The organism is Caballeronia zhejiangensis (assembly GCF_000698575.1).
GTDB lineage: Bacteria > Pseudomonadota > Gammaproteobacteria > Burkholderiales > Burkholderiaceae > Caballeronia > Caballeronia zhejiangensis.
In genome coordinates this window covers 1-22783 of sequence record NZ_JFHD01000063.1, presented here as the reverse complement: position 1 = coordinate 22783, position 22783 = coordinate 1, and the positions used below count along the sequence as shown (strand labels likewise).

General features: G+C 60.0%; 23 protein-coding genes and 2 pseudogenes. 12 read left to right on the top strand and 13 right to left on the bottom strand.

Going from position 1 to position 22783, the window contains the following annotated elements; genetic code table 11:
- A partial coding sequence (locus BG60_RS34825; RefSeq protein ID WP_034474421.1) for a response regulator occupies nucleotides 1-428 on the top strand: 428 nt, incomplete at its 5' end.
- Between the two features lie 51 nt (nucleotides 429-479).
- Here BG60_RS34825 and BG60_RS34820 read toward each other — a convergent pair.
- Nucleotides 480-863 (bottom strand): annotated as a pseudogene (locus BG60_RS34820) (integrase core domain-containing protein); the annotation flags it as partial.
- 112 nt (nucleotides 864-975) lie between these two features.
- On the bottom strand, nucleotides 976-2031 hold the full coding sequence (locus tag BG60_RS34815) for a hypothetical protein (protein ID WP_033536958.1): 1056 nt from the start codon (nucleotides 2029-2031) through the stop codon (nucleotides 976-978).
- Nucleotides 2032-2529: 498 nt separating this feature from the next.
- On the opposite strand from BG60_RS34815, the gene BG60_RS34810 reads away from it, so the two are divergent.
- The 3 genes from BG60_RS34810 to BG60_RS34795 all read left to right on the top strand — a co-directional run bounded on the left by BG60_RS34810 (nucleotide 2530) and on the right by BG60_RS34795 (nucleotide 6402).
- Nucleotides 2530-3369 (top strand): hypothetical protein, encoded by an 840-nt coding sequence (locus BG60_RS34810; protein ID WP_008344725.1) that lies wholly within the window; start codon nucleotides 2530-2532, stop codon nucleotides 3367-3369.
- Between the two features lie 53 nt (nucleotides 3370-3422).
- Nucleotides 3423-3668 (top strand): hypothetical protein, encoded by a 246-nt coding sequence (locus BG60_RS34805; RefSeq protein ID WP_008344727.1) that lies wholly within the window; start codon nucleotides 3423-3425, stop codon nucleotides 3666-3668.
- 1354 nt (nucleotides 3669-5022) lie between these two features.
- Nucleotides 5023-6402 (top strand): hypothetical protein, encoded by a 1380-nt coding sequence (locus BG60_RS34795; protein ID WP_033536957.1) that lies wholly within the window; start codon nucleotides 5023-5025, stop codon nucleotides 6400-6402.
- A 207-nt stretch (nucleotides 6403-6609) separates the two neighbouring features.
- Here the strand turns inward: BG60_RS34795 and BG60_RS34790 are convergent, their stop codons facing one another.
- Complete coding sequence (locus BG60_RS34790) at nucleotides 6610-7086, bottom strand: RES family NAD+ phosphorylase (protein ID WP_033536956.1); 477 nt, start codon at nucleotides 7084-7086, stop codon at nucleotides 6610-6612.
- A 34-nt stretch (nucleotides 7087-7120) separates the two neighbouring features.
- A complete protein-coding gene (locus tag BG60_RS34785) occupies nucleotides 7121-7549 on the bottom strand; it encodes an antitoxin Xre/MbcA/ParS toxin-binding domain-containing protein (protein WP_008344738.1) in 429 nt (142 codons plus the stop codon).
- Between the two features lie 726 nt (nucleotides 7550-8275).
- On the opposite strand from BG60_RS34785, the gene BG60_RS34780 reads away from it, so the two are divergent.
- A complete protein-coding gene (locus BG60_RS34780) occupies nucleotides 8276-9361 on the top strand; it encodes an IS630 family transposase (protein WP_034474423.1) in 1086 nt (361 codons plus the stop codon).
- 5 nt (nucleotides 9362-9366) lie between these two features.
- Nucleotides 9367-9609 (top strand): DUF6429 family protein, encoded by a 243-nt coding sequence (locus tag BG60_RS34775; protein WP_034474419.1) that lies wholly within the window; start codon nucleotides 9367-9369, stop codon nucleotides 9607-9609.
- Nucleotides 9610-9621: 12 nt separating this feature from the next.
- Here the strand turns inward: BG60_RS34775 and BG60_RS34770 are convergent, their stop codons facing one another.
- Nucleotides 9622-10569 (bottom strand): LysR family transcriptional regulator, encoded by a 948-nt coding sequence (locus BG60_RS34770; RefSeq protein ID WP_034474418.1) that lies wholly within the window; start codon nucleotides 10567-10569, stop codon nucleotides 9622-9624.
- A 135-nt stretch (nucleotides 10570-10704) separates the two neighbouring features.
- Here BG60_RS34770 and BG60_RS34765 point away from each other — a divergent pair, with 135 nt between their 5' ends.
- Entirely contained in the window at nucleotides 10705-11763 is a 1059-nt protein-coding gene (locus BG60_RS34765; RefSeq protein WP_008344741.1) for an Ldh family oxidoreductase, read from the top strand.
- Between the two features lie 52 nt (nucleotides 11764-11815).
- Here BG60_RS34765 and BG60_RS34760 read toward each other — a convergent pair whose 3' ends face one another.
- From BG60_RS34760 to BG60_RS34745, 4 genes are all read right to left on the bottom strand, one after another.
- Nucleotides 11816-13168, bottom strand: a complete 1353-nt coding sequence (locus tag BG60_RS34760) for an MFS transporter (RefSeq protein ID WP_008344743.1) — start codon at nucleotides 13166-13168, stop codon at nucleotides 11816-11818.
- A 416-nt stretch (nucleotides 13169-13584) separates the two neighbouring features.
- Complete coding sequence (locus BG60_RS37630) at nucleotides 13585-13893, bottom strand: hypothetical protein (RefSeq protein WP_075583627.1); 309 nt, start codon at nucleotides 13891-13893, stop codon at nucleotides 13585-13587.
- A gap of 174 nt (nucleotides 13894-14067) precedes the next feature.
- The gene (locus BG60_RS34750) at nucleotides 14068-15276 is read right to left on the bottom strand and encodes a hypothetical protein (protein WP_033536960.1); all 1209 of its coding nucleotides are present in this window, start codon (nucleotides 15274-15276) and stop codon (nucleotides 14068-14070) included.
- A gap of 113 nt (nucleotides 15277-15389) precedes the next feature.
- Nucleotides 15390-15830 carry an SET domain-containing protein gene (locus tag BG60_RS34745; RefSeq protein WP_008344746.1) on the bottom strand — a complete coding sequence of 147 codons (441 nt, stop codon included), beginning with the start codon at nucleotides 15828-15830 and terminating at the stop codon, nucleotides 15390-15392.
- Between the two features lie 98 nt (nucleotides 15831-15928).
- On the opposite strand from BG60_RS34745, the gene BG60_RS34740 reads away from it, so the two are divergent.
- A complete protein-coding gene (locus tag BG60_RS34740; RefSeq protein ID WP_033536954.1) occupies nucleotides 15929-16135 on the top strand; it encodes a hypothetical protein in 207 nt (68 codons plus the stop codon).
- Nucleotides 16136-16164: 29 nt separating this feature from the next.
- On the opposite strand, the gene BG60_RS34735 is transcribed toward BG60_RS34740, so the two are convergent.
- From BG60_RS34735 to BG60_RS34725, 3 genes are all read right to left on the bottom strand, one after another.
- Entirely contained in the window at nucleotides 16165-16443 is a 279-nt protein-coding gene (locus tag BG60_RS34735) for an HU family DNA-binding protein (protein ID WP_008344750.1), read from the bottom strand.
- Nucleotides 16444-16477: 34 nt separating this feature from the next.
- A complete protein-coding gene (locus BG60_RS34730) occupies nucleotides 16478-16798 on the bottom strand; it encodes a hypothetical protein (RefSeq protein ID WP_008344751.1) in 321 nt (106 codons plus the stop codon).
- An 85-nt stretch (nucleotides 16799-16883) separates the two neighbouring features.
- Nucleotides 16884-17891 carry a DNA-binding protein gene (locus BG60_RS34725; RefSeq protein ID WP_008344754.1) on the bottom strand — a complete coding sequence of 336 codons (1008 nt, stop codon included), beginning with the start codon at nucleotides 17889-17891 and terminating at the stop codon, nucleotides 16884-16886.
- Between the two features lie 171 nt (nucleotides 17892-18062).
- Between BG60_RS34725 and BG60_RS34720 the strand changes: the two genes are divergently transcribed.
- Both BG60_RS34720 and BG60_RS34715 read left to right on the top strand, forming a co-directional pair.
- Nucleotides 18063-19262: a tyrosine-type recombinase/integrase gene (locus BG60_RS34720; protein WP_008344757.1), complete on the top strand. Its 1200-nt coding sequence runs from the start codon at nucleotides 18063-18065 to the stop codon at nucleotides 19260-19262.
- A 72-nt stretch (nucleotides 19263-19334) separates the two neighbouring features.
- Complete coding sequence (locus BG60_RS34715) at nucleotides 19335-19604, top strand: DUF1488 family protein (RefSeq protein ID WP_008344759.1); 270 nt, start codon at nucleotides 19335-19337, stop codon at nucleotides 19602-19604.
- A gap of 317 nt (nucleotides 19605-19921) precedes the next feature.
- Here the strand turns inward: BG60_RS34715 and BG60_RS34710 are convergent, their stop codons facing one another.
- Nucleotides 19922-20881 carry a LysR family transcriptional regulator gene (locus tag BG60_RS34710; protein WP_033536953.1) on the bottom strand — a complete coding sequence of 320 codons (960 nt, stop codon included), beginning with the start codon at nucleotides 20879-20881 and terminating at the stop codon, nucleotides 19922-19924.
- Nucleotides 20882-21000: 119 nt separating this feature from the next.
- Between BG60_RS34710 and BG60_RS34705 the strand changes: the two are divergent.
- A pseudogene (locus BG60_RS34705) lies at nucleotides 21001-22165 on the top strand (mandelate racemase/muconate lactonizing enzyme family protein).
- A 158-nt stretch (nucleotides 22166-22323) separates the two neighbouring features.
- A partial coding sequence (locus BG60_RS34700; protein ID WP_075583628.1) for a cation:dicarboxylate symporter family transporter occupies nucleotides 22324-22783 on the top strand: 460 nt, incomplete at its 3' end.

The following is a 22783-nucleotide window of genomic DNA, read 5'->3' as shown; positions in this document are numbered from 1 at the left end:
CCGGGCCCGACCATGCCGAACGCCGACACGCCGACACCAGAGCCGGTAACGAAACAATTCTGGTGGTGGACGACCGACCAGACGTGGCAGAGGTTGCCGCGATCAATCTTCAGCAAGGGGGATACAAGACGATCGTCGCTCATGGTGCGCACGACGCCTTGGAGGAATTGAGCCGCCACCCGGAAATCGAGTTGCTGTTCACCGATCTCATCATGCCGGGCGGGATGAATGGAGTGATGCTGGCTCAAGAGGCCAGGCGCCGCAAGCCCCTTCTACGCGTGTTGCTAACCACCGGTTACGCGGACACGTCAATCGCAAGAAACGACCTCGACGGGACGGAATTTCCCGTGCTGCACAAGCCCTATCAGGCCATCGAGTTGCGTGCGGCGATTTCGCAGGCACTTCATAATCCCGGCACCGATAGTTGAGCGCTCGTTCCGCGGTGAGGGGGGCGTTTCCAACGTGACCTGCCCGTTTTTCTAAGAGCACTGCGTTCTAGCATTAACGGCTTGGGTTGAATTTCTTTCCAAGCGCTGGCGGTACGCCAGCGGCGTGTCGTAGTTCAGGCTCGAATGCGGTCGAACCTCGTTGTAATGCCGTCGCCAGTCGTCAATCACGATCTTGGCTTCAATCCGATTGCGGAACCATTCCATGGCAAGACATTCGTCACGGAATTTACCGTTAAAGCTCTCGTTCGTGCCGTTCTGCCAGGGCTTGCCGGGATCGATTGATGCCGATTCGATCTTCTCCGATACCACCCACTTGAGCAACGCTGCGCTGACAAACTCGGGGCCGTTGTCGCTTCGCATATAGCGTGGCGCGCCGTGAACGCTAATCAGCTTGCTCAACACCTCAATGACTCTAGCCCATGGCGAACGGTCGTTGCCGCCCGGATAGATGAATGTCCATAAAGGTCGAGGTGGCAATTGTGGCCCGCGGACGCCGCTATAGACTCGAATCTTTCGCGATATTCAACTATTTTGTATTGCGAGCAGCCGGATAGCCGTTCTCGGTTCCGAGCAGCGATGTCGCGTCGCGATCAAGCGTCTTGACAGCAGCAACATATTGCGCAAATGCACCGGCGGAGAAAGAAGGCGTTCGGACAGGAATCGGCCAGTTGGCAACAAGCTGTCCAGGACGTATCTTCTTTCCCGCCTTCTCGTCCATGCGATTTCGTATAAGCCCAAGGAAGACGTCGCAGTGATCCGAAACGGCTGGACCTTTGAAATATGTATAGATCATCGTATCTCGGACAGCACCGATGTCTGCATACAACCGCTCTGGGATCTTCGAGCCATAATGCGTCATCACGTCGGCTACCTGTGCATCACCGTCTCTGATTCCTCGACAAATTCCGTATGCCAACGACTCGGTGTCGTACTCAGGAACAGTCCGCAGGTTGGGAACGGGTTCCATCAGCTTCTGACTTGCCACCATCTCCAGCATCGTCTCATTCTCCAACAGTTCGTATGGGACCACGGGGATATACGATCCACCGAGCGCAGCCATGAACGGCAAACCCATAGCGCTCTTGTACCCATGAGCCGCAACTTTCAAGAGCGAGGCAGCCTGTCTTACAGAGGGAGCTATGACAGGCGGAGCATTCTGTTGTTGAGCAGCCGGTGCGCTTTTTGAAGCACGACTAGTCTCGCGCTTGCTCAATGGTCCAGCAGCGCTTAACGCCTTGACGACTTCGTAGAACTGTTGATCAGCCTTTTCGCGTTCAGAGTTGGTCAGTCCTTTGACTCGCCGGCAATGGTATGCGAGCAAGGCCATCACTTCTTCAGCGCGATTAGCGTCAGGACCGTCAGCGAGTAACCGCGTGTCCTTTTTACTATAGTTACCGCGGAGACCTCCGCCCGCGAGCTTGCCGAGCCCACTCAGCTCGACCGCACCATCAGCGTGCATCTCGACTCCATCAGTCTTCGGGAAGGGGTTGCACTCGCCATCGGAGTTTTCCTGACTACCGCACGCTGACGAGTAACTCATTGCAGCAACTAGTAAAAAGGTGAAAGTCAGGAATGTCCTCATGGCGTGGAGAATCTCAGAAAAAGGAAGGTAGTCAAAGAATCGCTGGCATGGCGCGAGCGAGCGGAGCCCGCAGCCTATGGGTTAACGGCGAATCGGCGGCAACCTTAACTGGCAAGCTGGAGCCACAGGCTGCGGCGATGGTGGTCGTTTCGGCACTGTCGGCAGCAGCCGGCTGCCGCGCGTGGCGAGCACCTTTTTGACGACCGGTCTACCTCTGTGAGCGGTCGTCGAATAAGCCATCCGGAACGTCAGCAAAGGCCGACAAGCGACCTGCATCAACATCGCGGCTGACGCGCCGGTCGCGTTCTGATACCTTCTTGCTGAGTACAGGATCACCAACTGCGCATATCATGTTAGCGACCGAAAATCGGTCCGCCACGACGCTGGCACGATCGGTCTTGAACGCGAGCGTCCCTGGTTTTGTGCTCAACCGGCAATTGAGATTGGGGTTCAGAGCGCCTGCGGTACCGCTTCGACCCGCAGACCTGGGAACCTTCAATGGCCATTCCGAAGATCGGCTCCGCAGAATGGGTTGAGACCCAGATTCGGCACTACCTCGCGACCGGAGACTATGACGGCTTCTTCGTCGGCTGGGCAGGGGAGGCTTTGAATATCACTGCTTCACGCGCCACACAGCAGTTGCGCGCTGCGCTCATCGCTGACACTCTGCTCCGCGCGAGGGATTTTGACCATCCGAGCTCGATGCCAGAGCCGATAGAGCCGTGGCTTCGCGACAAGCTCAAGCCCATGGTGTATGGCCTTTTTTCCGCCGTCGAACGGGAGGTCGTTCTCCGCACACTCGTAGGAGGCATCGTCTTTCTCACGCCGAGCAACATCGTACAGGTACTGACCAGGGAGAGGTGGCTATCTACCGCGTGGAAACTGGCGAACATCTATTTGGAGAGTCTGGGTGCTACTCCGCTTCGAAAGGAGTCCGCTCGCGTTGTCGGCATGAGCCAGGACACTACTTGCTATGTCTCCCTGACCTACTTTCGCGATACCGATCCCTTTGCTGACTACGTCGTGCATGAAGCCGCCCATGTGCTGCACAACTGCCGCCGCGCAGCGATAGGGCTGGCAGAACGCCGGAACTGTCCGAATCCGCTCGACATCGCCTTTGGTAAGCGGGAGACGTTCGCCTATGCTTGTGAAGCATACAGCCAGATACTCCTGTCAGCTCCCGGAGAAGCCGCACGGCAAGCGGCCCTGAGCCGCCATCAAGAATACGGGTTGCCTCCGGATGAGCGCGTCGACCATGACGAATATATGGCCATCCTTGCGGATGCGATCCAGGCTCGCAACGGATGGCGCCGCATTCGAGAGCGATGCGCACGTTGATTACAGTCGCCATCTCCGGCTGAATGTCGGCGTTCACAAAACTGGAGCATGCAATGTCGGCCCCATCTCACGTCTACACCATCTCGTGCGTAGCCAAGATGCTTAATGAACCAGAGGAATGGCTTGAAGAACTGGCCAATATGAACCTCGAACCGGAGGACGGCTGCTTGGGCGTCATAGATGACCTTGACGTGCCGTCCGACAAGGTGATCTCGATCACCGCCTTCACTGACGCTGGCATTGAAGCACTCAAGGAACTCGTAGCAGACGCTAAGCGTGCAGACGGCGGGAACGTATGAGGACGCTGAGTGATAGCAAGTAGCAGGAAGTCGTTGCATCTAGCGGATCTGACGAAGTCGAATAGATGTGATCTGGCCGTAGACGTGAGAAGCGCCCCGGTCATGGTCCCGGCGACACGAGCAGCAGTACGCATCTCGCATGTGGAAGTGGAAGTGGACAAAATGCGTCGCGGTGAAGCCCGCAACGTTGCATAATGGGACAACGCCTCTGCCGCGATATGCCTATGTCTCGCTCCTCGACGACCAACCGCCCCACTACGTGCAAACCGCCTCGCGGCACGCTGGCTCGTTATCGAGAACGAATTGTCGAGGTGCTGGGCGAGGCCCGCGGCCAACGCGTCATGATCCGGTCCGTCCATGCGGATGGAGCCGAAGGCCGCACTGCGGTGAAACCGGTCAATCTGCTACCGTTGGATAGCCAGCTCTTTTAAGTCGCGGGCCAGTCCTCGCCCTCCCATGCTCGCTAGCGCGTTCACGCGCCGTTGATCGCTTCTTTGAACGCCTTACTCGCCGTTCTGACAGTTTTCGCGGCCGCCGTGCGGCCACATCTCTCGCCGCCGCTCAACCTCGCCGAAGGGGTGGCCGACTGATGCGCGCGCAGCGAGGCGCGCGCCACAGTGTCGGCTCCTGCGGCCTGCTATCATTCCGGGGCACCCCTTGAACGCGGACTCCTTTCGTTCTCTTTATTGCAGCATGTCTTATCGCAACCCTCGCTCGCAAGTTTCTCGTTCGCCATCGCGCAAACGCCTCAGCCAAGAGATGTTGCTGCCTCTGCCGTTATCCGCGGCGCGCACCGTTGCGTTGTCCAACCATTTGACTTTCGCTGCCTGTCGCGCTGGCGCTGGATCTGCGTATCTGGTCAACGGGTTGATCGAATTGGTCTACGTCACCTATTTCGTGCAAGATGCGGGCTATGGGCAGATGGACGTCATCATCTATGGGCGCTCTGGAGCGCTGCCTGCAGCGGGCGGAAACGGAGAGAATATGGAGAGTCGATGCGGCCGAGCTGCCCTTGTTCCAGGCGGTCTTGCAAGAGGCCGATCGTCAACTAGCCGTTGCGCCTCGGTACGTTCATTATGAAGCGCGGGAGAAGCTCAAGCGCTTTGCCGCGAGCGGGCGCGGCTCGCCGTTGATGTCCGCCGCCCGTGGTCATTGAGTGAATATAATCGACCAGCGGCAATTGCGCCCCGGTAGGCCGCACAAGTCACAGCCGCTTGCGGAACGCTGACTGACGGCTCGATCTAAGCAATTGATTTGAAGCAGCGACCGACGCTTTCAGCGACAACCGTTCGGTAACAACGATCGCTGATATAACCTTAGCGTTGAAACTCACGCATCGCATCGGAGTTCCACCATGAGTCAACCCCGCGGTTCAAATGCGGGATATCGAGGCAAGTCCAACAATCGGCGCCAACCTCAACATCCGGCTAGCTCTAGTCGCCCTGGACGGGTCCAACCGCCCTTCAAAGCGAGTGATAGCGCACCCGCCCAAGCGTCCATCATTAAAACTCGTTCGTTGAAGTTTCTCGTCGATGCCGTCGGCGCGGAGAATATTGCGTTAGGCCTAGATTCCAACTTGACGCGGATAGCAGAACTCCTGCGGGGCGAACGTTTCACGCCCGAGACCGCCTTCCACATGGAAACTGCGCTCCGGCTGCCTTCCGGCTTTTTCGACCAACATCATCCTGCACTTGCACCGGAGGTGATCGCTCGCCTGAAGTCGCCGCTCGAATTCGCGCGCGTAGATGAGGCTAGCGATGAAGGCGACGCTGAAGAGACCTCCCTCCTCCCGAATAATCAAAAGCCGTCACTGCCTTCGAGCAGTTTGTCCGAGGAAGCAAAAATGCGATCGAAGAGTTCGAAGGGCGCGCCTGCCGCGGTTAAGGCCCGGTCAGCGGAGACCCCTAAGCACGCAGGCGGCCGACCATCCATCGTTGGAGATGCTTCCAACCAGAACGGGCCGCGTCAAGCGGCTCAGCGAGAACGAGCCCACTCGGAAGGCGCTGCCACAATCGAGGGGATCAGGCGGGCCAACCTTCACGTCCTCACCGGACGCAACGGCTCCAAGGTCAAGCTCGGCGCAGTCATGGGACTGACCGGATCGAATATGGCTCATCGGCTGCACGGCAAAAAGCGCATGGATGACGTTGAAGCACAGCGCTTCACCAAACGGCTGGGTCTTCCCGACGGCTGGCTAGACACGCCTCGTTCGGAAACCGACATCCCTGAGTCGGTGGTGCTGCTTCTCGCACCTGCATCACGCGCCCGTGGGCACAGTCTCGCGCTGCCGGCATCCGCCGCCGCACCGAACGACGACACGCTCGACGCAGCCGCTCCCGCAAGCCAGAACGACGTGGTCCTGTCTAGCACCCCGACCGACGCGCAAGCTGCGGCATCGCCGACCGATGCGCCGGGCGGGCAAGGCGGCGTGATTGGTCGCGAGGAAAATGAACTCAACGAGGCAGTTGCCGCTCCCGCCGACGAGCGTGTTGACGCAGACGAAAGCAAAGTTGCAGACGCCGTTGCTCGACCGCCGGAGTCACCGCTCACCCCTGCGGCACCCCCGCGAACCGCCGCGCCCGCCATCTCCACGTTGCAAACCCGCCTGGACGGTCTTGACGGAATAGCACCGATAGCAGAGGCTCTTTTGAAGACGCTCGCCGGCAAGGCGCGCACCGGACGGTTGGACGAATTGAAAGCACTCGAATTGTTGCAACAAGCAGTTCTGCTTTGACGAGTCGAGGGCCGTCCTAAACGCGGCGCTTCTCGACTCACCGTTCGCGCCGCGCGTGATGCGTCTTGCCAAGGCAACGATCCGACGACCGCCGCCAAAAAATCTTGGCTGTCACTGTTGTTGAGGTTCGCTAATTCCTCAAGCCCGAGACGTCGGAACACGATCTTCTTGGTAGCGGTCTTCCTCTGTGGCGCGACACGGCTCAACTTATTCGGGCGACACGTCCGGTCCGCGAGCGAATAGCCTCTGGTCCCACACGACAGGCTGCGGCGCCGAGACGACTAAACGTCCGGCATCCGGATGTGCCGGGTTGACGACTGCATTACATTCCGCTCGCGCCACGACCGACGGGACCACCAGCACCGCTGATCTTCCCTCCTCGATCCACTTGTCGCCGAAACGGCGCGCGACCTTCGCATCTGGCGCATCCCAGCCCGCAGATAGCTCTTCGACGCTGGCGCGCTCGATCGTCACGTCCTTCGGGACCTCGACTTCGACCCATACGTGGTGCTTGGGTACCTTACCGATCCGCGCGTGCACCAGCACCTCGAGCATCGCCCCCGCGAAATTCAGCGCGCCGTAAATGACTGGACGGCCGGGGCTATTGAAGCGGCCACCGACCAGCATCGCCCCAGTGCCACTCCACACCGGATGACGCCGATCCGCAATTCTAAAAATCCGCATCAGGCTGGCACCTCAACGACTTCCATGCAGGAGGTCATGCCGGCAGCCCATAGAACAGCTTCCACAACAGTTCCTCGACGCGCCGCGCGCCGAGCTCGCTCAAGGCGACCTCCACCGGCGTGCGCCCTTCGAGCAACGGGTGCGCAGTATTTAGAAACTCCCGCGCATCACCCTCGTCGTCCCATACATAACGCGCGGTCGCGACGATTCGTGCGAGCCGCTCCGTCTTCTCAGACTCGTCGGGACTGAGCTTGTCGCGGCGACGTTTGAAGGTCGCCTCCGGCACTATCCGCGCGAGCAAGGCTCGCCGTTCCTCGGCGCTGCGCGTCGCGTGCTCGACGCCTTCTCGGAGCGCGGACTTTGGGAGGCCCTCACGGACCTGCGCGTCGAGCTCGGCCACCGAGTGCGGGACGCGCGGCAGCGCCATCACGGCGGCGATCTGCTCCGGCGAGACCAACAGCATGGCATCCTCCACAGGCATCACTTGATCCTTCATTGTAGACCAAATGATGCGAGTGCGCGATTTCTCCCGATCCCAATGCCAATACTTTCCGAGCCGCTCACGCGCCTCCAGCCGGCGTAGGCGTCCACGTCTCGGGGCACTAGCTTGCGGTTTACGCAACATGCACCGACGCCCCAGCGCCTCCCGGCGCATCTCGACAGCATTTCAAGCGTGATAAGTCGTATTAGCACGCTTGCGCTTTAATGCGGCCCCTCAGCAACGTCAATCTCCCGATCTGTGGCGGCAAGCAAGCGGGCCATAATTCTTGTCAGCCCGTTGGGCCCTGTCGGTGTCGATCGGCTCCAGCATGCGTTATAGGGATAACTTATTAGTCCTGTCTCAGATCTGCGGCGTGGCGCGGCGCGGTGTGAATTAGCGTTGAACTAACGTCAATATCGAACAGACTCAGCTACGATGGGAGTGGCGGTGCTTGACGGATGGCCGAAGCCTGCCTCGTCAGCAGTGCGGACGCGAAATGCGACAACGCAAGATGGACCGACGGGGGCGTGATGCCCGCGCCAGCGCCGGTGCACACGGCCGCAGCGGTTTCTTGCAACGAACCTCGCCCGCCGCACTAAACGGGGAGGCCACTTCAACATTCCCTAGTGTCGCGAGTTAGAAATTCATTGAATTATTCGCTGCGTATACTACGGTGTGATGGACGGCACGTCCTTCAGAGAGGTGGCGATGAGCGGAAGACCCAAGGCGGAACTCTTGTTGAGTGAGTCGGAGCGCGAACAACTCAAGGCGTTGACGCTGCGTCGCAAGACAGCGCAGGCGATAGCACTGCGAGCCAGGATCGTGCTGGCGTGTGCTGAAGGCATCGACAATAGAGCCGTTTCAGCGAACCTGCGAGTTACACAGCAAACCGTTTCGAAGTGGCGTGCGCGTTTCGTTGCCAGTCGGTTAGATGGTCTACTCGATGCGCCTCGGCCCGGCGCGCCGAGGACAATCGAGGACTCGCATGTCGACGCGGTCATTACGAAAACGCTGGAATCCCTGCCTGCGGGCGCCACGCACTGGAGTACGCGCACGATGGCGCGCGAGATGAATCTCTCGCAGACGGCCGTTTCGCGAATCTGGCGCGCGTTCGGCTTGCAACCGCATCGGCAGGAGACGTTCAAGCTTTCGAGCGATCCACTGTTCGTTGACAAGGTGCGCGATATTGTTGGCCTGTACCTGGATCCGCCGCTTAAGGCAATGGTGCTGTGCGTGGACGAGAAGAGTCAAATTCAGGCGCTGGATCGCACGCAACCCATGCTGCCGCTGGCACCGGGCATTGCTGAGCGACGTACGCACGACTACATGCGCCATGGCACGACTACCTTGTTCGCGGCACTGGATATCGCCACCGGCGAAGTGATTGGCGAGTTGCATCGACGTCATCGCAGCAGTGAATTTGTGCAGTTCTTGCGCACTATCGACGCGAGCGTACCGCCCGATCTGGATGTCCATCTGGTGATGGACAACTACGGTACGCATAAGACGCCCTCGATCAAGAACTGGTTCGCACGTCATTCGCGGTTTCATGTGCACTTCACTCCGACTTCTGCCTCTTGGCTCAACCAGGTCGAACGTTGGTTCGCCACGCTTACGGAGAAATACCTTCGACGAGGAACCCATCGTTCGACACGCCAACTGGAAGACGCGATCCGCCACTATCTCGAGGTTCATAACGCGAATCCTCGACCGTTCGCCTGGAGCAAATCGGCCGGTGAAATTCTGGCGAGCGTCGAACGGTTTTGCACGCGGGTGCGCAACGCATCGGAGTGAACGTCATGGACATTGATACTGCTGCAGTTGGCGACGCAGTTCTCGCACTTCTTTACCTGACGCTGCACGATCATAACCGTGCTTGGAAAAGCTTCGATTGGGATGTGATGAACCGGCTATACGAACGAGGCATGATTGGCGATCCCGTCAATAAGGCAAAGTCCGTTGTGCTTACCGACGAGGGTCTCCGCGAATCCGAGCGCCTCTTCAAGCAACACTTCGTCCCCTCAAGCAGCAAGAGCTATTAATTAAACCAATTTCTAACTCACGACACTAGCAATCGACAGCAAAATACCGACGAACTCCTCCATCGCTTGCGAAGCTGTTTCGTTCTTTCGCGTCATGACGCTGTAGTTCGACAGAGTCCGAATGATCGGTACGTCGAGATACCCCAAAAGACCGTTCTTGATGTATTTGTCCATCGCGGCCTGTGGCTGGAGCGAGATCATGTCGGTGGCCTGCAGCAGCTCGAGCGTCGAGAAAATCGACGGCGTTTCGACGATGCCTATCGGCGCGACCATCCCTGCCGCCGCGAACGTTTCTTCGAAGAGCTGCCGCATCGCGGTGCCTTGCGGATATAGGATCCATGGCCACTGGCCCAGATCCGCAATGTCCATGCGCCGCCGTTTCAGCAACGGGTGATGTTGCCCGACGACTGCCCGCGCCGGTTCCCCCAGCAGATCGACCACATTGAACAGCGCTTCATGCCGTGGCTCTGTCGGACGTCCAACCATGATATCGAGACGCCTTTCCTCTAGCCATCGCGCAAGTTGATCGCTACTTTGCTCGGCCAGCTTGATGATCAGCCGTGGGCGGCGGCGTTGGATTTCCTTGACCGCCGCTGTGACCAGTTGCCCAGCGGAAGCCGGAATGAAGCCCACGGTGAGTTGGCCATACCCACCATTCTTGAGCGTGGCGAACTCGCTTGCGAACTTGTCTAGATTAGTAAGCGTCGCGCTGGCATAGCGTACCGATAGCGCTCCGAGATCGGTCGGACGCATTTCGCGCGGTAGCCGTTGGAACAGCACGGCGCCGAACATCGCTTCGACATCGCTCAGAATTTTTGTCGCGGCGGGCTGCGTTATATGCATCTGCTCCGCCGCGATGCGGAGGTTGCGCGTGCGCCCGAGCAGTTCTAGTAATTGAAGATGCCGGAAGCGCAGCTTTGATAGCACGTGCGAAGCGGAAAGCGTGACTTCTTGGGGCATAAGGGTAAACGCACGTCGACTGATAACCGGATGGAATCGATTTTACGCATTTACCGATTGGACGGTTATTGGGCGCGCAAAGGACAATTGCGAAGGCACTTTGCCCAACTTTCACTATCACCTGATGCAATCAACATGAATTCAACAGTCCGATACTCCGCTGAAGCCCTACAAGATTTCGCAAAGCGTCTGCTGATCAAGCTCGGAATGGAGGAAGTCAAAGCGCAAGCCGTCGCAAGCACGCTGGTGGACGGCGATCTGATGGGACACGACACACACGGCCTAGCCTTGCTGCCTGGGTATATCGGAGAGATCGAACGCGCTTCGATGACCTGCTCTGGCGAGCCGGAGGTCCTGTCGGACCGGGGCGCAAGCCTGCTGTGGGATGGCAGGCGTCTGCCCGGACCGTGGCTGGTTTGGAGCGGCATCGAAACGCTTGCGCCGAGGGCCCGTGAATACGGTAGCGCGACCTTGGTAATCAGGCGCAGTCACCATATCGCTTGTCTTGCCAGCTATCTGGAGAAGGCTACCGCTGACGGATTCATGATCTTGTTGAGCAGTTCAGATCCGGCGGTGCAAAGCGTCGCACCACACGGCGGCACGCGCTCCGTGTTCACACCGAATCCGATTGCCGCGGGCATCCCGACCTCGGACACGCCGTTTCTGATCGACATTTCCGCATCGACCGTGACGAACGGCATGACCGCGCGCCGCCATAAGGCGGGGGAGCATTTTGAGGAGGCCTGCTTTCTCGATGCGAAAGGTCAACCCACCGGCGATCCTGGCGTGCTTTCCACCGAACCGCCAGGCTCTATCCTTCCGGTAGGCGGAATGACGTGGGGACACAAGGGCTTTGGGCTTGCGTTGCTGATCGAAGCGATGACTGGCGGCCTTGCCGGCCACGGCCGGGCCGACCCCGCCGATGGATGGGGCGCCACCGTGTTTCTGTCGCTCTACGACCCTGCAGCTTTCGGCGGCCAGGATGCGTTCGCGCGACAGATGGACTGGCTTGGCGATGCCTGCCGAAGCAATCCGCCGCGCCCGGGAACATCGGCTGTGCGGATGCCGGGCGATCGCGGACTGAGCCTTAAGCGCGAGCAATTGCGCGACGGCATTACGCTGCATCCCACGATCCCTCCAGCGCTTGAAGCCTGTGCGCAGCGTCATGGGATCGCGCTTCCCGCCGCGTGCTGATCCAACAAACGCCGGCGTGGGTTACACGGTCCCGCCGGCGTCGCTTACGTTTTCACGCGTCGAAACTCAGCGCTGCCGGCGGAATCGGGCCCCGCACGAGTAGCCAGTAACCGATCACGGCAACGGCAGCGACGCCCGCACCGACGAACAGCGCGGGCTGGAACGAGTGGGTCTGCTGCACGATGAAGCCCGTGACCACCGGTGCCAGCGCGCCGCCGAAGTAGCCGCCGAAGTTCTGCATCGCGCCGATCGACGCTGTGCAGTTTGCGGGCGCGGCAACGGACGCCGTCGCCCAAGCCGCGCTGCTCGACACATAGAGCAGCAACATCGAGATTGAGATGAATACAACGGCGAGTGTCGCGCTGTGCGTGAAGCCCGTGAGTACGGTGAACACGCACACCCCGAACAGCGAGGCTGCCATCGGATACTTCCTGCTGTTGACGGCCGATACCCCGCGCCGCGCGAGTACGTCGCAGATCTTACCGCCGGACAGGCTGCCCACCACGCCAAAGAGGTACGGGACCGCCGCTACCCATCCCGTCTTCGCGATGGTCAGGTGGAATTCCATCTGCAGATAAGTCGGCAGCCATGCGTTGTAAAGCCACAAGACGTAGATCGTGCCGAAGAAGCCCAGAAGCATGCCCCACGTAGTGCCAAACTCGAAAAGGCGGCGCCACTCGCGCCATGTCGGACGACTCTGCACTTCTCCATCGACATCGGTCAGATACGCGCGCTCCTGCTGCGTTAGATCGACCTGATGCGGGTCGCGATGCACGAGGTAAAAGCACAGCGCCACGACGAGACCGGCGATGCCCATGATGCCAAACATCCATCGCCATCCGACGGCCAACATGACGACCGTCAGCAAGGGCGCCGAAATCGCGGTGCCGAGTGTCGACGAACTGTTCCAGATACCGGTCGCCGCGCCACGCTCTTTCTTGCCGAACCAGTCGCGAACGACTTTGGCACTCGTGGGAAACTGCGGCGCCTCGCCGACGCCAAGCACCATGCGCGCGGTAAAAAACTGGCCGAAACTACTCACCACTCCGCCGAAAGCTTGCGCCACCGACCACGTGGCAAGGCTTACGGAAAGCATGACGCGCGCGCCGAAGCGATCGACCAAAGCGCCTGCCGGGAGTTGTGCGAACGCGTAAGCCCACAGAAAGGCGGAGAGCAGCAGGCCCATTTCCGCGACTGAAAGGCCAAGATCCTGCCGGATGAGCGGATTCGCGATGGACAGCGTCGCGCGATCGATGTAGTTGATGACCCCGCTCAGGAGCAGCAGGGATAGTGCGGTGCGCTGAATCCGCCGCACCCTCGGTGAAGCCTTGTCGTTCGATGCGACGCTTTGGGCACCGCCCGCGCCCGACTCCGGGCCATGCGGCGCCGTAGTGGATTGCTTCATGCTTTTATCTCCTGGATGTTTTGTTTTATCAGCGAAGCCGTCATTGCGATCAAAACGCGCGCAATTTCGCATTGGACTGACGCACGATAGGTCCGCACCCATTAGAAATCCAATCAAATTTCCGCGTGAAGCAATTCCATTTGGTGATCGCGGGATAAGGGCAAACCCGTGCGACGGAGGAGATGAATGACTCCGCACGGCACCCGATACAACATGTGAGGGAGGTCAGTCAGAAGCTTTGCTGACTGCGCCGGTAGTGGCTGACGCAAGCAAGTTGCAATCCGAGAATGGGAATACGGCATATGACTCGAAGAGTCGAAAGGCGGAATCCGGCGGACAACTGGCCAACCCCACGTATGGTTCGGCTGCTGACAAAAGTCCGGGTCGACGAGTATGACCGCTTGCCGGCAGACTCTCTATGCCACGCGGCGATCGTCGCTCGTGCCAACGTCCACCTGTTGTTGTGCGACATTCTCGACGTCGAGCTCAAGCGCGGACAGCCGGGCAACTTGAACGGGAAGCAACGCATAGGCGATGCGAAGCTCGTGCAGGCGCGCGCTCCAGTAACGAACGCTTATCGGCAACGCAACGGATGTTGCCCGTACTGCCGTCACTACTTTCCGGATATGGGCGAGTTCACGGTCCGCTTCCAGGGACGTCCGCTTCAGCACGCCGGGTGAAGTTGCCGGGTCTTGTTTCTTTCGGTTTGCTACGATTGACCGCATACGCTGTGCATCTCCTGATCCATTGAGACCAGCGTATTCAGGCGCTCGAGAAGTCAAGGAAGCATGTGAGGCGTGTAATGGGCTCCGTTGTGGAGGGCAGGTCCTTGCCAGGCCCACGCGACGGCGCAAGCGCCGCCGACGCGCTACATGAGCCCAATCCTTTTTCCTTCCTGTCTAGCGCCTGTCGGCTTCCAATCGCGTGCGCAACGCACGCCCAACAAGCGAGTCCGCATTGCCAATCAGGCGTCGCACGCAATCGTCCACCGCTGCCTTCGAAATCTGACTCGCCGTTGCCGCGGCGACGAGGGCATCGTAGGCATCAGCGACGTCAGCCATCGACACTTCATAGCCGTAGCCGGCCTCCATCCATTGCAATGCGCACAGCGCACAGTCCATCGCGAACCGGGACTGCTTCGTCTCGAAGTCTCGCGCGGCGCGTATGAGCGTCTTGGGATCGGTAGGGCTCTGTCTGGACAGCGCGATGGCCTGATCGAACAGCCCGGCGTCTTTGGCGGCGGCAAACCATTTGCCCTCGGACCCGGGCTCGCTTCGAACCAGGTCAGACAAGATCGTTTCCGCGGTTTTCTCGGGGTATTGCTTGATGATGGCCCGGAACGTTGCGAGGTACGTGCCTGCACGATTAGCGGCGATCGCATAGCGCTCATAGGCCTCCTCAGTCATGCCGGAGTCGAGGAGGATCGTCTCGCAGGCGCGCGCGATCGCGCTTTCGGGCGCATTCAGCCCTCGGCTCGCTTCAGCAAAACGGAGCGCGTCGCCCGGGCGCCCAAGGCAAACCAGCGCGTCGACGGCCCAACGTCGATACCACCAGGAACTCAGCCGATCGCGCCGCACAAGCTTAACGATTTCCTCGAAGCGGCCGGCCGCGTAGAGCGCGCTCAAGCACGGCACCACGCCGACGGAGTAGTTGAATCCTTTAGCCTCCAGCACGTGTGTGACGAGCGGCAACAACCGGTCGGCCCAGTCAGATGCCAACGCAGGCGTCACGCACAAGGTTCCCCAATGTTCGCCCAGGCTCTCGATGTAGGGCATCTGATCGTCCTGCAACGCGTCGAATAGTCGTTCCAGCCAACGCTGCCGTGCTGCAGCAGTCACGTCGGCGGAGGCGATCAGTGGGACAAGCGCCTCGATTGCACGATTGACCGCGCTGCCAAGGGCGCCCGAGGAACTATCGACGTGCTCAAGTGCGGGTGACAGTTTTTCAAGAAGAAGAACAGCCCCGTCGGCCGCGAGCGGCCGATCGGTGCGCGCGACCGAACGGATCTCGGAGACCGCCTCCTTCAAGCGTTGGATCGGCAGCGACGATCGCCATCCGAATGCGTTGCGTCTAAAGCGTGAAGCAAATGTCCATTTCGGTGAGGGCATGACAGTCAGGTTGGTTCCGTCAGCAAAGTGCAGCGTCAAAATCGTCGCGGCCAAGCCTGTGCGGAAGTTGACGTGCGATAGCCAGAAGCAGGTGTGTCGTTCCGTGGGCGCTTTCAGGACGCGGCCAGCATCGTTCCTCGACAGGTGTCGGCACCGCACCGACACGCATAGAGTTTTTTGAGTGCAGCCGTTTTTCGCCCTTCCACAATTAGTCCATAGTCGATGAACAACTCTTCGCCGGGCTTGATGTCGCGCAGCGCGAGGAAAAACACCCGGCTGCCGTCTTGTTCGGCCTCACAGTTCGGCGCGCAGCTGTGATTGACCCATCGCGCCGAGTTGCCGCCCTCTGCACCGTCAATCACGCGCCCATTGTCGAGATCGAAGTAAAAGGTGTGGCCGTCTTCGGTCGCCGAACGCGCATACTGGCGCTGCGCTTGTGCCCACGACACCCGCTTGCCCTTGTATTCCAGAATCTGCTCGTTGGCGCGGATCTGGGTCAGCGCGAATACGCCGCGTCCGTGGACCGGCGAAGAACGTACTACGATGCGGCGCATATTTTTGTCCTTCCCTATTGCTGTGAACCGGTGAGCGACACGATGCGCCGCCGCATCTTGGCATGATACGATCGCCGCACGCCCGCGTTGATATCCTTATGCCTTCTTCTTCCACCGGTCGCAGCCGCATCAAACGCAAACCGCCCCGCGGCACCCTCGTGCGGTACGAGGATCGCATCGTTGAGGTGCTGGGCGAGGCGCGTGGCCGACGGATCATGATCCGCTCGATTCACGCGGACGGCACGGAACGTCGCACGGCCGTCAAGCTCAACAGCCTACGGCCGCTCGGAGCACAACTCTTCTAAGTCGGCGGCATGAAAGGCGCCGCCCTCGCTCACGCTTGGTTGACGGCGTCCTTGAACGCCTTGCCCGCGGTGAATTTGACCGTCTTGCCTGCCGCGATTTCGATCGGCTCACCGGTCTTCGGATTGCGGCCCGTGCGCGCGGCACGTTCGCCGGTCCCGAACGAGCCAAAGCCGATCAATTGCACAGCATCACCTGCCGCCACCGTCTTGGCGATCGTCTCAAACACCGCATTGATGGCCTCCTCTGCGGCGAGCTTGCTCGTACCGGCTCCGGACGCCACCGCGTCAATCAGTTCCTGCTTGTTCATTGAAACGCTTCCTTTCTATTAAAAACAAACCCGATCATACCGAACGCTGGACACCCATCGGATCGCGACCCTCTGCTATCGACGAGTCCGTGTCGGTCACATCCAAGTCGAACAGATCCGAGGTCGCGCTGCGCGCGTCAAGCAATTCAGGCAAATCGCCATTTCGGACCTTGGCGAGCGTCTGCGGCGACAGCCAGATTTCCTCCATGGCCTCGATGCCCTCTTCGATCATCCGCTGCAGAAAGAACGATTGTTTGCGCCCTGTCGCCTCTGCCAACACGCGCAAGCGCTGTTCGATGACGGGGTCGATGCGTACTGCCACGACTCGCAACTTGTTCTCTGCTGATCTTCTCATCTGCCCGCTCCTGTTGACCGACCACGCGCATGGCGCGGCTTCGGCCTTGGATGGCGCCTGCCTGCGGGCGCGATCCGATTAGTATTTATCGACGACCTTTCACGCTCGCCGTTTTGCCAGCCGGTGCCTTTCGGGCGACTCGCCCCGAACGCGCTTCGGCGGCGGTCACGCGCGTCGACGGCCGCGCCGCGGTGCGCAGCGACTTCAGCTGTTCCTGCAGCGCGTGATGTGCCGCTTCGAGCGCGGCGAGCTTGCCTTGAAGCATGCCGTTCTGGTGCCGCGTGTTGCCCTGCTGCGCCTGCAGCGCGTCGACGGTGCGTCGATGCTCGGCCTCTCGTCTTTCCGCCCGCTTGGCCGCCTCGGCCAGTTCTTTCTGCGCCTTGGCCCTCGCGCTGCGCTCCCGATCGATCTCCATGAGCGCGCGCTTCTCCGATGCGCGTAAGCGCTCCTCGGCACGGCTGGCGGTTTCCCGCAGCTTCTCCAGGTCGCGCGAGAAGGTGTCGCGCACTTTTTCAAGTTCGCGCTCGCGCGTCACCGCCTCCTCGGCGAGACGCTGGATCTGCGCCTCGAGCGCTTTGCGCGTGGCGGCCTCTTGCGCCTGCTGCCGCTCCAATTCCCGTATCTCGACCTGCGCTGTTAACAATGCCGCGGTGCGTTGCTCGAGCGCCGTCTCCGTGCGGCCCAGTTCTTCCCGGGCGGCGATAACCTTTCGCTCGGCCTCAAGACGCTGCGCCTCGACTTCGTCTCGCAGCGACGTGAGCTCGGCCTGCGCGGCGGTCGCCGCGCGCGTCCACAGCGTCCCGATCAACTCGCCCGCCGCTTCGCTCAGATCCTTCGGCAGGTCCGGGTGCTCAATGCGCACCCGGCTCTTCTCGCGCAGCTCCGCCCAGAACTCGCTCAAGACCGACGCGGGCGTGCTCATGGTGCCGCGCCGGACCAGGTTGTAGAGGCGATTGGCCGTGGGCGGCACGCCGAAGCGGAAAAACAGCAGTGCGCACACCTCGCGATAGAGCTCGCGGGTCTTGGGAAAGTCGACCTTCAGGCGCTCGATGTCGGCCGCCAAGCGGGTTTCGTCGGAGAGAACGTCGGACATACGCGCAATGGAGCAAAGTAGTTCTCTCATAATACAACGTAATCCGTCTATTTCCCAACCTTCTGCCGGATCAGATTTGACATTAGTGCTATAATGTTGTATGGACGCTGATCTCCCATCAATGCAAACGTGACTTCAAAACATGCTGCGCCGACCCCAACGCCGTATGCGTTGCAGCCGACACCCCTCGAAGCGCTCGTCATTCCAGCCGAGCTCAACGGCTCCGCCGGCGTAAATCGCGCAGTGACGGGACGCGCCCAGATCGCCGCCGATCACGACCTCGATGCGATCCGCGCCTGGCTGTCACGCTTCGTCGATACGAAAACCACCTTCGAGAATTACCGCAAGGAGGCTGAACGGCTCCTGCTCTGGTCGGTCGTCGAGATGGGCAAACCCCTCTCCTCTCTGACCCATGAAGACTGCCTGCGCTATCAGCAGTTTCTCGCCGATCCACAGCCTGCCGCGCTGTGGATCACCGGCGGGGTGGCCGGGGGCGGGCGCAAGCATCCACGCAGCGACGTGCGCTGGCGGCCGTTCTACGGTCCGCTCTCGCCGTCCAGTCAACGTCAGGCAACCATCATCCTCAACGCGATGTTCTCGTGGCTGGTGCAGGCCGGCTATCTGGCCGGCAATCCGCTGTCGCTCTCACGCCAACGCACGCGCCACGCCGCGCCACGCATCACCCGTTATCTGGAGCCGAGCGTGTGGCAGGAGGTCAAGGACTTCATTGCGACCATGCCCAAGCAAACGGACCGGGAAAAAGCTCATGCGCACCGCGTCCGGTGGTTATTCACCCTGCTCTATCTGGGCGGCCTGCGCATCGCAGAGGTCAGCGCCACCACCATGGGCCAGTTCTTCGTGCGACACGATGGGGACGGCGCGTTGCGCTGGTGGCTCACCGTGCACGGCAAAGGCGACAAGCAAAGGCTCGTGCCCGCGACGCGCGAGATGATGATGGAACTGTCCCGCTATCGCCAGCAGCTTGGATTGAGCGCCCTGCCGTCGCCGAACGAAGATACGCCGCTTGTGCTGCCGATTGGCGCCACGGCGTCGAACGCACGCATCGAGACGTGCGCGCCGCTCACGCGCGCGGCGCTGCACGCCATCGTGAAGGACGTCTTTGCGGGTGCAGCGGCGCGTTTGCGTGAGCGCGATGAGACGGCGAGCGCGCGGGCTGATCTCCTCGAAAAAGCGTCCGCGCATTGGCTCAGGCACAGCGCGGGCTCGCACATGGCGGATCAAAAGATTGACCTGCGCACGGTGCGCGACAACCTCGGCCACGCTTCGCTGACGACAACCAGCATCTACCTGCACGTCGACGACGATCGGCGCCATCAGGAGACTGAAGAAAAGCACCGGGTAGACTGGTGAAACTTCGCTAGATCGCCTATCGCGTCCCGGTGAGCGCACCGCCGATTCTAGCCGTCAACCGTAACTCTGCTCATGAAAGTCCTCGTGCCCGAACCCCAGATCTCAACAGACAAACAGGCCCTCAGCTTCGTCATCGATTGGCGCGGAGAAAGCGTGTCGTGCGTCATGACGCGCAGGTGCTTGGAAGTCTTTTTCTGGCTCCCGCCCAACGCGGACGATAGCCGGCTGGTGAGCGTGTTCAGGGACGGGTTCGCCCGGATCGAAGCGGTCGCGCGACGGAAACTGCGGGCCCGGCCAACGAGTCTCGTCCGTCTCACAGAGGCTGACTTTTCAGGTGGTTGACGGTCTCGCGTCTCATTTTGCAAACCCACACTGAAACGCTGGGTGCACCGCAACGCAAAGGCGCATGGAAACAGAGACTATTAGTTGCATCCGGCGGAAGGGAACGCCCCGGTCCAACCACGGCCGCGCCACCGGCGACACCCCCAACTCACACTTTCGACCCAGCTCCGCCACTCGTTACTCTCCATCGCCGGCGTCTGGTAGCGGCGAACTTAAGTCATTCGGGCGTCGACTCGTCGCTGGTGTCAGCGCTGACCGAAAGCAACGTTTCGAGTAAGACGCTCGCGAGCGTTCCAGGCTCCCTTGCTTCCAACTCATCAAGCGCGGCTCCGCTTCTTTCGCTCCCGCGGCTCCGCGCCGGTGTCCACCGGAGTGAACGGCGCCTGAAATCGACTCACGAGGAAATCAATGAAGGCGCGCGCGCGGGCCATTTGATTCTTCTGCCTCGGGTAATAGACGAATAAGTCGGCCGACGGTAGAACCGTGTTAGGCAGCACAAGCTGGAGACGCCCGCTCTGCACATACTTGGCTAGGTCCCATTCAGATCGTATTAGTATCCCGTGTCCTTCGAGCGCCCATCGAAGTACGATGTCGCCGTCGTTACTCGACAAGGCCCCTTTAACCTTGATGGCCTCGGTGTGGTCATTCACGATATAGCGCCAGACGCCATACGCGTCGTCATTCTGGCGGTGGATGATGCAACGATGTTGGGCTAGGTCTTCGACGCGCTCGGGTGTGCCGTACTTCTCAAGGTATTTTGGCGAGGCACAAAGAAAGCGGCGATTGCTCATAATCCTTCGCGCGCTCAAGCGAGTGTCTGGAAGTTCGCCGAACCGTATCGCCATATCGAACGCGCCCTCAACAAGATCGATTGGACGGTCCGTGACCTCAAACTGAATTTCGACGCTGGGAAAGCGTTTTGCGAATTCCGAAACCAACGGCGCGATTGTTGTCCGGCCAAAGCCTAGCGTCGCATTGACGCGCAAAAGCCCTTGAGGGTCGCCTTTCGTTCCTGAGATTGCCTCCTCCATCTCCCGGATCTGCCCAACTATCTGCGTTGCATAGCGAAGATAAGTTTCGCCTTCAGGCGTGAGACTCACGCTCCGCGTCGTTCGATTGACTAGTCGTACGCCGAGTCGCTGTTCAATGACGCCAAGTCTCTTGGTCGCAGCTGGCGGGGACAGATCTAGTGCACGGGCGGCACCTGACATGCTTCTAAGTTTCGCCAGAAGAATAAAAAACTCGAAATCAGTCGCCGTCTGTGTCTCGGTATTCACTGGAATTGAAAAGTGATGTGAACAGAAGTGCAGTTTAGCAGCGTTTTTCTCGGTTACGCTACGTCCCATGTTGCAACCAATGAGTCGCAACAACCTCGTAAAACTCTGGAGACGAAGCCGTGAGAATCGTTGAAATCCGCGAAAAGACCGTTCCGATCAGTTCCCCGATCCGTAATGCCTATTGACTTCAGCAAGATGACGCTGAGTCTGGTTGCAGTCATCACCGACGTGATTCGGGACGGCAAGCCGGTGGTCGGCTACGGCTTCAATTCCAACGGCCGGTACGGCCAGGGCAAGCTGATGCGTGAGCGGTTCATTCCTCGCATCCTCGAAGCCGACCCTGCCTCCCTGGTCAACGATGCCGGTGACAACCTCGACCCCCACAAGATCTGGGCGACGATGTTCACCAACGAGAAGCCCGGCGGCCACGGCGAACGCTCGGTCGCAATTGGCACCATCGATATGGCAATCTGGGACGCAGTCGCGAAGATCGAAGGGAAACCGTTGTTCCAGTTGCTGGCGGACCGCTACGGCAACGGCCAACCGGATCGCAAGATTTTCGTGTACGCGGCAGGCGGTTATTACTATCCTGGCCAGGACCACGAGAAGCTGAAAGACGAGATGCGCAGCTATATCGACCGCGGCTACACCGTGGTGAAAAAGAAGATCGGCGGTGCATCCCTCGATGAAGATCTTCGCCGCATCGACTCGATTCTCAGCGTGCTGCAAGACGGCCAGAAGCTTGCTGTCGATGCGAACGGTCGCTTCGATCTGGACACAGCAATACGATACGCGAAGGCGCTTTCGCAATACGACCTGTTCTGGTACGAGGAACCGGGCGATCCGCTCGACTTCGAGCTGCAAGCCACGCTGCGCAACTACTACGACAAGCCGATGGCGACGGGCGAAGACCTGTTCTCGATGCAGGACGCGCGTAACTTGATCCGCTATGGCGGCATGCGTCCCGACCGCGACTGGTTGCAATTCGACTGCGCGCTGAGCTACGGCCTGGTGGAGTATCTGCGCACGTTAGACATGCTGCGTCAGCACGGCTGGTCGCCGAGCCGCTGCATTCCCCACGGCGGTCACCAGATGTCGCTGAACATCGCCGCTGGCCTTGGCTTGGGCGGAAACGAGTCATATCCCGACCTGTTCCAACCGTACGGCGGCTTCCCCGATGGGATCAAGGTCGAGAACGGCTACATCACGATGCCGGACCTCCCGGGTATCGGCTTCGAGGGTAAATCGGACCTCATCGCCGAGATGCGCAAGCTGTCTGCATAAACACTCAGCGGTATCAAGGCATCGACGGTTCTCGTCGATGCCGCGCCTATAAAAAGATCAATCCAGGCGACACGCGGCCGTGCTCACCACAGCGGACGACCCCGCTGTGGATGCTCGCCCGTACTCTACAAAAAAGACACCAGTCATAGGAGACAGACATGCTGGTATCGAAAGTTAGGAAGACGCTCTCGAAGCTATATGTGCAGGTTCTTATCGGAATCATCGCCGGTATCCTGCTTGGCCACTTTTACCCGGACATTGGTTCTCAACTTAAGCCACTTGGTGACCTGTTTATCAAGTTGATCCGAATGCTGCTTGCACCGATCATCTTCGCGTCGGTGGTTGTCGGCATTGCCCGCATGAACGATCTTCACGAAGCGGGCCGCGTTGGCGTTAAGGCGGTGCTGTACTTTGAAGTCGCATCGACGATCGCACTCCTCGTAGGGATGGTCGTTGTGAATGTCTTCAAGCCCGGCGTCGGCATGAACGTCGATCCGTCGCACATTGACGGATCTGCGATCTCAACCTATACGACTGCAGCGAAGCAACACGGCATGCTCGACTTCTTCATGAGCATTGTCCCGAACAGCATCGTTGGCGCGTTTGCCAACGGCGAGA

Bases quoted from the DNA above. Each gene is read 5' to 3' on its own strand.
- BG60_RS34815 (WP_033536958.1), bottom strand. From the start codon at position 2,031: ATGAGGACATTCCTGACTTTCACCTTTTTACTAGTTGCTGCAATGAGT.
- BG60_RS34810 (WP_008344725.1), top strand. From the start codon at position 2,530: ATGGCCATTCCGAAGATCGGCTCCGCAGAATGGGTTGAGACCCAGATT.
- BG60_RS34805 (WP_008344727.1), top strand. From the start codon at position 3,423: ATGTCGGCCCCATCTCACGTCTACACCATCTCGTGCGTAGCCAAGATG.
- BG60_RS34795 (WP_033536957.1), top strand. From the start codon at position 5,023: ATGAGTCAACCCCGCGGTTCAAATGCGGGATATCGAGGCAAGTCCAAC.
- BG60_RS34790 (WP_033536956.1), bottom strand. From the start codon at position 7,086: ATGCGGATTTTTAGAATTGCGGATCGGCGTCATCCGGTGTGGAGTGGC.
- BG60_RS34785 (WP_008344738.1), bottom strand. From the start codon at position 7,549: ATGCTGTTGGTCTCGCCGGAGCAGATCGCCGCCGTGATGGCGCTGCCG.
- BG60_RS34780 (WP_034474423.1), top strand. From the start codon at position 8,276: ATGAGCGGAAGACCCAAGGCGGAACTCTTGTTGAGTGAGTCGGAGCGC.
- BG60_RS34775 (WP_034474419.1), top strand. From the start codon at position 9,367: ATGGACATTGATACTGCTGCAGTTGGCGACGCAGTTCTCGCACTTCTT.
- BG60_RS34770 (WP_034474418.1), bottom strand. From the start codon at position 10,569: ATGCCCCAAGAAGTCACGCTTTCCGCTTCGCACGTGCTATCAAAGCTG.
- BG60_RS34765 (WP_008344741.1), top strand. From the start codon at position 10,705: ATGAATTCAACAGTCCGATACTCCGCTGAAGCCCTACAAGATTTCGCA.
- BG60_RS34760 (WP_008344743.1), bottom strand. From the start codon at position 13,168: ATGAAGCAATCCACTACGGCGCCGCATGGCCCGGAGTCGGGCGCGGGC.
- BG60_RS37630 (WP_075583627.1), bottom strand. From the start codon at position 13,893: ATGCGGTCAATCGTAGCAAACCGAAAGAAACAAGACCCGGCAACTTCA.
- BG60_RS34750 (WP_033536960.1), bottom strand. From the start codon at position 15,276: ATGCCCTCACCGAAATGGACATTTGCTTCACGCTTTAGACGCAACGCA.
- BG60_RS34745 (WP_008344746.1), bottom strand. From the start codon at position 15,830: ATGCGCCGCATCGTAGTACGTTCTTCGCCGGTCCACGGACGCGGCGTA.
- BG60_RS34740 (WP_033536954.1), top strand. From the start codon at position 15,929: ATGCCTTCTTCTTCCACCGGTCGCAGCCGCATCAAACGCAAACCGCCC.
- BG60_RS34735 (WP_008344750.1), bottom strand. From the start codon at position 16,443: ATGAACAAGCAGGAACTGATTGACGCGGTGGCGTCCGGAGCCGGTACG.
- BG60_RS34730 (WP_008344751.1), bottom strand. From the start codon at position 16,798: ATGAGAAGATCAGCAGAGAACAAGTTGCGAGTCGTGGCAGTACGCATC.
- BG60_RS34725 (WP_008344754.1), bottom strand. From the start codon at position 17,891: ATGTCCGACGTTCTCTCCGACGAAACCCGCTTGGCGGCCGACATCGAG.
- BG60_RS34715 (WP_008344759.1), top strand. From the start codon at position 19,335: ATGAAAGTCCTCGTGCCCGAACCCCAGATCTCAACAGACAAACAGGCC.